The organism is Pseudorhodobacter sp. (assembly GCF_030452865.1).
Classification (GTDB): domain Bacteria; phylum Pseudomonadota; class Alphaproteobacteria; order Rhodobacterales; family Rhodobacteraceae; genus Pseudorhodobacter.
The window spans coordinates 1-9,931 of sequence record NZ_JAKDLJ010000102.1 but is presented as its reverse complement, the minus strand read 5'-3'; the positions used below and the strand labels follow the sequence as shown (position 1 = coordinate 9,931).

The 9,931-nt window shown below is 60.9% G+C and carries 9 protein-coding genes and 1 pseudogene; 7 read left to right on the top strand and 3 right to left on the bottom strand.

The window, feature by feature from the left end; genetic code table 11:
* The 4 genes from L0H65_RS08190 to hflX all read left to right on the top strand — a co-directional run.
* Positions 1-234 (top strand): TrkA C-terminal domain-containing protein (locus L0H65_RS08190; RefSeq protein ID WP_301458389.1); only part of this gene is annotated, 234 nt, incomplete at its 5' end.
* Between the two features lie 6 nt (positions 235-240).
* The gene (locus tag L0H65_RS08185; protein ID WP_301458388.1) at positions 241-1,761 is read left to right on the top strand and encodes a potassium transporter TrkG; all 1,521 of its coding nucleotides are present in this window, start codon (positions 241-243) and stop codon (positions 1,759-1,761) included.
* A 142-nt stretch (positions 1,762-1,903) separates the two neighbouring features.
* Positions 1,904-2,137, top strand: coding sequence for an RNA chaperone Hfq (hfq, locus tag L0H65_RS08180; protein WP_022704857.1), 234 nt, complete (start codon positions 1,904-1,906; stop codon positions 2,135-2,137).
* A gap of 89 nt (positions 2,138-2,226) precedes the next feature.
* Entirely contained in the window at positions 2,227-3,465 is a 1,239-nt protein-coding gene (gene hflX / locus L0H65_RS08175) for a GTPase HflX (RefSeq protein WP_301458390.1), read from the top strand.
* A 34-nt stretch (positions 3,466-3,499) separates the two neighbouring features.
* On the opposite strand, the gene L0H65_RS08170 is transcribed toward hflX, so the two are convergent.
* Positions 3,500-5,959 carry a penicillin acylase family protein gene (locus tag L0H65_RS08170; RefSeq protein WP_301458387.1) on the bottom strand — a complete coding sequence of 820 codons (2,460 nt, stop codon included), beginning with the start codon at positions 5,957-5,959 and terminating at the stop codon, positions 3,500-3,502.
* A gap of 80 nt (positions 5,960-6,039) precedes the next feature.
* On the opposite strand from L0H65_RS08170, the gene L0H65_RS08165 reads away from it, so the two are divergent.
* On the top strand, positions 6,040-6,903 hold the full coding sequence (locus L0H65_RS08165) for an NAD(P)-dependent oxidoreductase (RefSeq protein WP_301458386.1): 864 nt from the start codon (positions 6,040-6,042) through the stop codon (positions 6,901-6,903).
* Between the two features lie 66 nt (positions 6,904-6,969).
* Here the strand turns inward: L0H65_RS08165 and L0H65_RS08160 are convergent, their stop codons facing one another.
* A complete protein-coding gene (locus tag L0H65_RS08160; RefSeq protein ID WP_301458385.1) occupies positions 6,970-7,524 on the bottom strand; it encodes a YSC84-related protein in 555 nt (184 codons plus the stop codon).
* A 167-nt stretch (positions 7,525-7,691) separates the two neighbouring features.
* Positions 7,692-8,696 (bottom strand): porphobilinogen synthase, encoded by a 1,005-nt coding sequence (gene hemB / locus L0H65_RS08155; protein ID WP_301458384.1) that lies wholly within the window; start codon positions 8,694-8,696, stop codon positions 7,692-7,694.
* A 163-nt stretch (positions 8,697-8,859) separates the two neighbouring features.
* Between hemB and L0H65_RS08150 the strand changes: the two genes are divergently transcribed.
* Together L0H65_RS08150 and L0H65_RS08145 are read left to right on the top strand one after the other, a co-directional pair.
* Positions 8,860-9,390 carry a component of SufBCD complex gene (locus L0H65_RS08150; RefSeq protein ID WP_301458383.1) on the top strand — a complete coding sequence of 177 codons (531 nt, stop codon included), beginning with the start codon at positions 8,860-8,862 and terminating at the stop codon, positions 9,388-9,390.
* A 4-nt stretch (positions 9,391-9,394) separates the two neighbouring features.
* Positions 9,395-9,931 (top strand): annotated as a pseudogene (locus L0H65_RS08145) (transcription-repair coupling factor); the annotation flags it as partial.

Sequence of the window (9,931 nt, the reverse complement as noted above, 5' to 3'; positions counted from 1 at the left end):
GCGGAGGTGATCGAGGCGCAGGTTCTGTCAACCTCGCCACTGGCCGGGAAACTGATCCGCGACATTGAGTTCCCCGAAGGAGTGCTGGTCGGCGCGGTGATGAAGGGCGACAAGGTGTTGAAACCCATCGGTGATCTGCGGATGGAGGAGGGCGATGTCATCGCACTTTTCTCCATGGCCAAGGATGTGCCCGAGGTGGAGCGCCTGTTGCAGGTCTCCGTCGACTTCTTCTGATCGCCGATGCTGCGCCGTATCCTGGAGCTTCCGTTGTTGGTGGTCCTGACCGGGGCCGGGGCGCTTGCGATGCTGCTGCCGGCGGCACATGCTGCGGTCCATGACAATCTGTCGGTCGCGCGGCCATTCCTTTACAGTTCGATCATGGTGCTGCTGTTGGCGGTGATGGTCGGCATTGCGACCTCGCATTACAAACCGTCGAAGGATCCGCGCAGCCAGTTGGCCACGTTGGTCGGTGCCTATATCTGGTTGCCCCTGATGTTTGCCGTGCCGTTCAATGAGGCGGTGCCGGATACCAGCTTTGGCAATGCCTGGTTTGAGATGGTGTCCTCCTTCACAACCACCGGGGTGACGCAATATGACACACCGGGGCGGCTCGCGTCATCGTTGCATCTGTGGCGCGCTCTGGTGGGCTGGTTGGGCGGGTTTTTCGTGCTGTTGTCGGCGGTCGCGATCCTGGCACCGCTCAACCTCGGTGGCGTAGAGGTGTTGACGGGCCGGGTTCCGGGGCGCGGTGCGCAAGGTGCCGGTCAGATCACCCACGGGGCCGGGCCATCGGAACGCCTGCTGCGCCACGGTGCGACGCTGTTTCCGGCCTATTTCGGGCTGACCCTGATGCTGTGGGTCTTGCTGCTGATTTCGGGTGAAAAGGGGCTGACTGCGCTGTGCTTTGCGATGTCGACGCTTTCGACCAGCGGCATCACCAACGGCCAGAGTGCGGCCATCGTCAGCGGCGGGTTTTTCAGCGAGGCGTTGGTGTTTTTGTTCATGGCGCTGGCGCTGACGCGGCGCAGCATGCCCGGACTTGTACTGACTGACCGCAACCGCGCGCTGCGCAATGACCATGAGGTGCAACTCGCGCTGTTCTTCCTGATCGTGGTGCCGGGATTGTTGTTCGTCCGGCACTGGATCGGTGCCCTGGCCGCCGATGATATCCTCAACATCAGGGCGGCAGCCCATGCTTTGTGGGGCGGGCTGTTCACTACCATGTCTTTTCTGACGACCACCGGGTTCGAAAGCGCCGACTGGGTGCCGGCGCGCTCATGGTCTGGGCTGAACAGTCCGGGCTTGATCCTGCTGGGTCTTGCGATGATGGGCGGCGGAATTGCGACCACTGCGGGCGGGCTGAAACTGCTGCGCGTCTATGCGCTTGCCCGCCACGGTGAGCGGGAGATGGACCGCCTTGTCCACCCCAGTTCGGTCGGCGGCGGCGGCGATGCGGAACGGCGGTTGCGGCAAGGCGGTGCCTATGTCGCGTGGATATTCTTCATGCTCTACGCCATCACCTTCGCCATTTTCATCGCCGCGCTGTCGCTGCGCGGGTTGGAGTTTGAAAAGGGGCTGGTGCTGACCATCGCTTCGGTGACGACCACCGGGCCATTGGTCGCAATGGCGTCAGACGTGCCGATCCGCATGGTGGAGTTGAGTTTCTCCGAAAAAGCCATCCTCGGGGCCGCAATGATCGTTGGCCGAGTGGAAATTCTGGCAATTCTGGCGCTGCTGTCCCCCAGAGTGTGGCGCAGGTAAGACGATTACCGCCCAAGAGCGGGGAAACCGCTGCTTTTGGGCTGGAAACTCCATTTTTCCCCCTTCATAGTGCAGAAATTGACCTTCGGAGAGGGACCGGGGGATGTCGACGGCAACCAGTATAAAAAAAGGTAAGGCAATAATGGCTTCCGATAAACAAAACCTGCAAGACGCATTTTTGAACCATGTGCGCAAAGCAAAAGTTCCTGTCACGATTTTCCTGATCAACGGCGTCAAATTGCAGGGGGTTATTACTTGGTTTGACAACTTCTGCGTGTTGCTGCGCCGGGACGGGCAATCGCAACTGGTGTATAAACATGCGATTTCCACGATCATGCCGGGCGCGCCGATCAGCCTCTATGAAGGTGAAGAATAGATTTGAACGATCTCGACGATGATGATGCTGGCTGGGTCGAACGGCGGCTCGCCGGGCATGACACCCACGAACAGGCAACACTTGCCTATGTGCTGCACCCGGATCTGAAATCGAACCGCACCCGCCGTCTGCCGGAACACGGGTTGGCGGAAGCGGTATCTTTGGCCACTGCCCTTCCGGGGCTGGAGGTGGCCGGGGCCGAGGTCGTGCGCCTTCCGAAACAGACCCCCGGCACGCTGTTCGGTTCTGGCAAGGTTGCAGAACTGGGTGAGCGCATAAAGACGCTTGGCGTCGGTCTGGTGCTGGTTGATGGCCCGGTGACCCCTGTGCAGCAACGCAATCTGGAGGAGGCCTGGGGCGTCAAACTGTTGGACCGCACCGGTCTTATCTTGGAAATTTTCGCCGACCGCGCCCGGACCCGCGAAGGCGTCTTGCAGGTGGAGCTTGCGGCGCTGTCCTATCAGCGGACGCGATTGGTGCGGGCCTGGACCCACTTGGAGCGTCAGCGCGGTGGTTTTGGGTTCGTTGGCGGGCCGGGTGAAACCCAACTCGAAAGCGACCGCCGCGCAATTGACGATCAGGTCGTGCGGATCAAACGGCAGTTGGAAAAAGTGGTGAAAACGCGCGAATTGCACCGCGCGGCACGGCGCAAGGTGCCGTTTCCGCTGGTGGCTTTGGTTGGCTACACCAATGCCGGAAAGTCGACACTGTTCAATCGCATCACCGGGGCGGAGGTCTTGGCGAAGGATATGCTTTTCGCCACGCTGGACCCGACGATGCGCGGCATGGAATTGCCTGATGGTCGCAAGGTGATTCTGTCGGACACCGTGGGCTTCATCTCCGACCTGCCGACCCAGCTTGTCGCCGCCTTCCGAGCGACGCTGGAGGAGGTTTTGGCCGCTGACCTGATCCTGCATGTACGCGACATCAGCCACCCGGAATCGGCGGAGCAGGCGGCGGATGTGGGTGATATTCTGACCAGCCTTGGCATGAAAGCGGAAATCCCGCAGTTTGAGGTGTGGAACAAGCTAGATCTGGTCGATGGCAGCGCCCGTGCCGCGCTGGAAAAGCAGGCCAGCGCCTCGGACCGGGTTTTCGCGCTGTCGGCGCTGACCGGGGCCGGGATCGCGCCATTGCTTGCCGCGGTTTCGGAGGTGTTTGAGCAGACGCGCGCTGAGGCGGTGCTGACCCTCGATTTCAGCCAGGGACGCGCCCATGCCTGGCTCCATGCCGAGGGCGTCGTCGATGAGGAGACGCTGAACGACAACGGATGGGTGCTAAGGGTCAGTTGGACCGAACGGCAGCAAAAAGCCTTTGCCGCATTGTAGGCGCAGGATGGTGAAAACAGGCCGCGTCCCGCGATCACTGCGGCGACAGGTGCGTGATGCCCACCGCCGCCGCGCGGGCCAGGCCGGGGTCAAGCGACATCGGGATGTACTCGCCACGCCGCCACAACACACCCAAATCGTCATAATGCCGTGACAGCGGGTGGCCGGATTGACCGGTCGACAGGATGAACACCGAACTGTCGGGATCGGCAAAGTCATAAACGCCGCGATAACCCGCGCCATGGACATTGAGGAAGGGGTCGGGCTCCTCCCCCGAGGTTCTGCCACGCATCAAGGTGCTGTCGCCGCCAGAGGTTGACTGGCGCAGGTTCACGAAATAGCGCAGGAACGGCACTTTGCCGAGCGTCGGATTGTCATGGGTCGCCTGATGCGCATCGCCCCAACGCCAGCTTTCAATGTTCTGGCCATAGCGTTCCGACAGGCGCAGCAAGCCCTCATCAAGCGAAATACGGGCGATATCGGTGCAGGTTTCCACAGCGGCGGATTGGATCACATCGCACCATTTACCCGCGCCATCGGTATTGTTGAAAACGCGGGTGATGAAAACCGGATCGGGGTGGTTGAATTCATCGGCCAGGGGACCAAGCTCATCCCGGATCAGGCGGTCTTGCAGCACGCGCAGCCACTCGGCATAGATCAGGGGTTCGGGCAAATGCTCATTCATCTCACCATTCCATTCCGCCAGCATTTCCAGCGCGCGTTGGCGCATCCGTTCCGGCGTACCTTCGGCGGCAGCGGTGCCGGTGAACCACAGATCCGCGCCGATCAAGGGCAGCACCGCGCGGGCAACCGGGGATACCGTGTCCAGTTGCGCCTCGATGAAGCTTTCGCGGGTGTGGACCTCACGCGCTTTCATCAGCGTCAGCCAGCGTTGGATGCGGTGGGTATCGCCCCAGGTGAAGCTGATATTGTCGGGGAAGGGCGCATCGGTGGTCTTGTTGTTGGTGTTGCCAAGCAGGCCGGACGTCGGGTTCAACACCCGCAGATTTTTGGAATAATCCTGAATCCCGGCCCAGAGATTCGGCGCCTTGTCGCCAACGCTCGGCATACGGCCCTGCGTGTCATGCGCGGCATCGCGGATCGGCACTGCACCGATCAATTGAAACGCAATGCCTTCCCGGTCCGCCAGCATCAGGTTTTGTGACGGCGCCACGAATTGCCGCCCCGCCTCCAGCGCCTCGGGGATGGAACGCGCCTGCATCAGATGGATGGCGGCGGTCATCGAGGTGTCATGCGGCGACAGCGCTGTCCATTCCAACGCCGCGACATGGCCTGGCGGGGTGACGGTGCCAAGGTTGTAGTGGGTGCCGGGCAGGATCGGCCCGGCCTCGGACCAACGCAGAGTGATCGTCACCGGATCATGGTCTTTCACGGTGATGATGGAGCGCCGGGTTTCAAACTTTTTCCAACCGGTGGGGGAGGCATATTCTTCGGTATTGTCGGGATTGACCCGTTCCATCACCACATCCTGATCGTCGAGATAGGAGGAGGTGACACCCCAGCCAAGCGCCTCGGAACGGCCGATCATGATCGCGGGAACGCCGGGAATCGTGGCTCCGATCACGCCGCCGCTGGCCAGTTGCAACCGCGCCAGATACCAGATCGTCGGCGCAGTGAATTCAAGATGTGGGTCATTGGCCAAAAGGCTCCCCCCCGCCGCCGAGCGGTTCGGTGCAGCGGCCCAAGCGTTCGACGCCCCGGCCAGATCGCGCGGCATGAAAGGTGACAGCGGGTCTTGCGCCAACCGCGTCGGAAAGCCTCCGGGTGGCGGGCTTGGCATCAGGCTGGCGTAATCGGGCAGGGCGGTGATCGCCGACCCCGGATCATCGGGTAGAATATCGCGCAACCGCGCTGCGGGCAGCAGCATCGAGGTGCGCGCGCGCAGCACTTCGGCCTCCAGATGGCTCGAAAGCTGCAAGGCCATCAGCTTGATGATCGCGATACTGTCGGCGGGCTGCCACGCGGCAATCTCATTGGAAAACAGGAAGAACTCCGGCGCGCCGCGCCCCATCGCATGGACGTTGACCTCCCCGATCCAGGCGTTGACGCCGCGGGCATAGGCATCAAGTGCGGTCCGCGTCTCCGCGTCCTGCGCCGCAAGCGATTGGACCGCGAGGGGGTAAAGATCGTAGCGACGCAACAGCTCATCAATCTTCAAGGTGCGCTCGCCGAATACCTCCGACAGGCGGCCCTGCGCGGTGCGGCGCAGCATGGTCATCTGCCATAAGCGGTCTTGTGCATGGGCAAAGCCAAGCGCGAAATAGACATCGGCATCGGTGGGGCCGAAAATATGTGGCACATTGGCGTTGTTGCGCACAATCTCCACCTCGCCACTGATCCCCGGCACGCTGTAGCTGGCCGAATAGTCGGGCAGAGAGCGCGAGAGGAAGTAATAGCTGATCGCCAGCACGAATGCCGACAGGGCCAAAAGACCAAGAAATATCCGGGTGAGCCAGCGAAAGGCAGTCAGCATGGGCGGTCCGTTCTTGACGGCGGGGTGTGGCTTATTACCTATTCGATCCAGTAAGCAGAGGCAATTGGAAGGGGCGCGTGATGGCGAAAGTTGCATTCTTGGGATTGGGGGTCATGGGCTTTCCGATGGCCGGGCATCTGGCGGCAAAAGGGCATGAGGTGACGGTATACAATCGCAATCCTGCGAAAGCGCAGGCGTGGGTGGCAAAACATGGTGGGCAAAGTGCGGCGACCCCCAAGGCAGCGGCGCAGGGTCAAGACTTTGTGATGGCCTGCGTTGGCAATGACGACGATCTGCGCAGCATTTGCACCGGCGCCGATGGTGCATTTGCCGGGATGGCCAAAGGCGCGATCTTTGTCGACCATACCACGGTCTCCGCTCTGGTCACGCGGGAAATGAGTGAGGCGGCGGCGGCTTTGGGCGTGGGCTTCGTCGATGCGCCGGTATCAGGCGGTCAGGCCGGGGCCGAAAATGGTGCGTTATCGGTAATGTGCGGCGGGGATGCGGCGCAATACGACGCGGCGGAGCCGATGATGGCCGCCTATGCCAAGATTTGCAAACGCCTGGGCGAAAGCGGGTCGGGCCAGATTGCCAAGATGATGAACCAGATTTGCATTGCGGGGCTGGTGCAGGGCTTGGCGGAGGCGCTGGCCTTTGGCGAAAAGGCCGGGATGGATGGCAAAGCGGTGGTCGAGGTGATTTCTGGAGGTGCCGCCGGGTCGTGGCAGATGAACAATCGCCACAAGACCATGCTGGACGATCACTTCGCCCACGGTTTTGCCGTGGATTGGATGCGCAAGGATTTGGGCATTTGTCTTGCCACCGCCAATGACATCGGCGCAAGCCTGCCTGTGACCGCCCTTGTCGATCAGTTCTACAAGGATGTGCAGAACATGGGCGGCGGGCGTTGGGATACGTCCAGCTTGATCAAGCGGCTGAAGTAACGCGTGTAAGCCACCGAATTTCCTTGGTAAATCCATATTCTTCCAAGGAAACTCGGTGGTCGTTGATCAAGGAATGATGCGGTTGTATTTGGAGCCTGCGAGCGTGGCACCCGCAATCAAACCGGATTGACCAAAGACAAGCGCGATCACCGGGTTGATCTCGGTCGTTTCCTTGCCAAGGCTTGCGCCCTGATCCGGTGTAGCATAGCGGATGTCGGCTCCTGCGGCCCAACCGGGGGAGCGGCGGAAATCGCCCAACGCCGCTTCGGTCAGAAAAAACAGCGCATGGGCATATTGCTGCGCGCCGATCTGAAAGCCGATGGTTGCGCGGGTGGCGGAATAGTAATCCACCGTCACATCATTGATGCGCAACGCGCCCTGGCCATAGGAACCACCGATGCCAAACCCGGCTTCGGTGATCAGGGGCATGTAAAGCACGCCCTGGCTTTTGTTGGCCAGATCACGGGTGCCGGGATAACGCGAAAACAGGAAATCCCGCGTCGCGTCGACCCGTGCATCCAAGCGTTGGGCGCCGCCACCGCCGATCCCATTGGCACAACCGCCAAGCGCAAGCGCTGCCCCGGTCGCACGAAGGAAAATCCGTCTGTTCACTGTGTTCATATTTCTGCCGCCTCATCCCTCGCGCCGGGTTTGCCGGTCGCTGATTGCTCAATAATTTCGGCCTCTGTCATAGGAAATCGGGCCTTGGTTCAAAAGATAGCGCGGTTTTGCGGCGCTGTCATCCATTTGGACGCAGCAAGGCCCCAATGCGCGCGATTTTGCCCGTTTCACGTCTGATCGTTCAACAGTTTTGCGACGCGTGGCGCGAAATAGCTCAGCACGCCGTCACACCCGGCGCGGCGAAACGCCATCATGCTTTCCATCATCGCCTTGTCTCCGTCAATCCAACCGTTCTGCGCCGCCGCCATCAGCATCGCATACTCGCCAGACACCTGATAGGCATAGGTCGGCGCGCCGAACGTATCCTTCGCCCGGCGGCAAATATCCAGGTAAGGCATGCCGGGTTTCACCATCACTGCATCAGCGCCTTCCGAAAGATCACGCTCAATCAACCGCAGCGCCTCATCCGAATTGGCGGGATTCATCTGATAGGTCTTCTTGTCACCGACAAGCCGGCTGCCTGCACCCACCGCATCCCGGAACGGGCCGTAAAAGGCAGAGGCGTATTTCGCGGCGTAAGACATGATCGCAACATTTTGATATCCCGACATTTCCAACGCCTGCCGCATCGCTCCGATACGGCCATCCATCATGTCGGAAGGCCCCAGGATATCCGCCCCGGCTTCGGCCTGTGCCAGACTCATCTTCACCAAAGCCTCAATCGTTTCATCGTTCAGGATAATGCCGTCCCGCACAAGTCCGTCATGGCCATTTGCGTTGTAGGGGTCCAGCGCCACATCCGTCATCACCGCAATCTGCGGCACCGCCGATTTGATCGCGCGGATCGCGCGGTTTGCCAGGTTTTCCGGGTTCCACGCCTCCTCGCAGGTTTCGGTGCGCAAATCCGGGTCGGTATAGGGAAACAGGCAAATCGCAGGGATGCCCAAAGCCGCCGCATCCTCCGCTGCCTTGACCAAGCGGTCTATCGACAGGCGCGAAACACCCGGCATCGAGGTGATCGGCTCTGCCACATTCACCCCGTCGCGCACGAACACCGGCCAGATCAGGTCATTCACCGACAGGGTATTTTCCTGCGCCAACCGCCGCAACGCATCCGATTTGCGCAACCGGCGGAACCTTGTGGCGGGGAATTGGCCAGTGGTGGGGCGCATCGCGGCTTTCCTTTGCATGATCCTTGCTGTGGTGTGCTTGCAAGGGGTTGCGGCTTTTTGTTCTGACTGCCATGGAAAAGCGGGCATCTCAAGGGTAGGAATGACGCGGGCAGCGCGAACATCCACCGGACGTGGCCCATGACGTATCGCAAAGGTTGGCACATTGGACTTATACAAAACGGTTTTTGAGCTGATCGACATGCGATCCTTTTCGAACCTTTGGTTCTGGATCATGCTTGCGGTTTTGTGGTCGACGACCAGCCATTGGGTGCTTGGCGTGCCATTCGACATGGTGACGCGGGCGCGCAAACACGGCGGCGAAGCAGCTGCCGACCTGGAGGCGATGGTCGCCATCAACACCCGCCGGCTTTTGTACATCGCGCGGGTTTCCGGGCTTTGGCTGGTCGGCATCGTTGCGTTTCTGTTTACCGTCCTCGTCGTGCTCGGCATTTTTTACCGGGTGGAGTTTGCCCAGGCGATCTTCCTGCTGATGGCACCGCTGGGTCTTGTCGGCTTGCTCAGCCTGTCAACCGCGCAACATATCAGCAACAATGCGCTGGAGGGGGAGGCGCTGTATCGGCGCTTGGTGCGGCACCGGATGCTTGTGCAGGGCATCGGCATGGTGTCGATCTTCATCACCTCGCTGTGGGGAATGTGGCAGAACATGCAAGCCTATCACCTGTTTTTGAACTGAAGCGATGACGGACGTGGTGACGCGGATCATACTGGGCGGCGCGCCCGAAGGCTTTGACGCAACGCTTCTGGCAAAGGAGCTGGCGCGCGGCGCGCCAGTCATCCATATCGCGCGCGATGACAAGCGGTTGGATGCGATGCGCGAGGCGCTGGCCGTGATGGCACCGGATGTCGCGGTGCTGGAACTGCCGGCATGGGATTGCCTGCCCTATGACCGGGTTTCGCCGAACCCGGATATCATCTCGCGCCGGATGGCGACTTTGGCGGCGCTGGCGCAAGGGGTGCGGGGGGCGTTCGTACTGCTGACAACACTCAGCGCAGCGATGCAGCGTCTGCCAGCGCGCGAAGTTCTGCGCGATGCGTCGTTTTCCGCAACTGTGGGCCATCGGCTGAATGAAGATGCGTTGCGCAACTTCTTGACGCGGATGGGTTTTACCCCCAGCCCGACGGTATCGGAACCCGGCGACTATGCCATTCGCGGCGGCATCATTGATATCTATCCTCCGGGACCGCTCGGGCCGGTGCGACTTGATCTGTTCGGC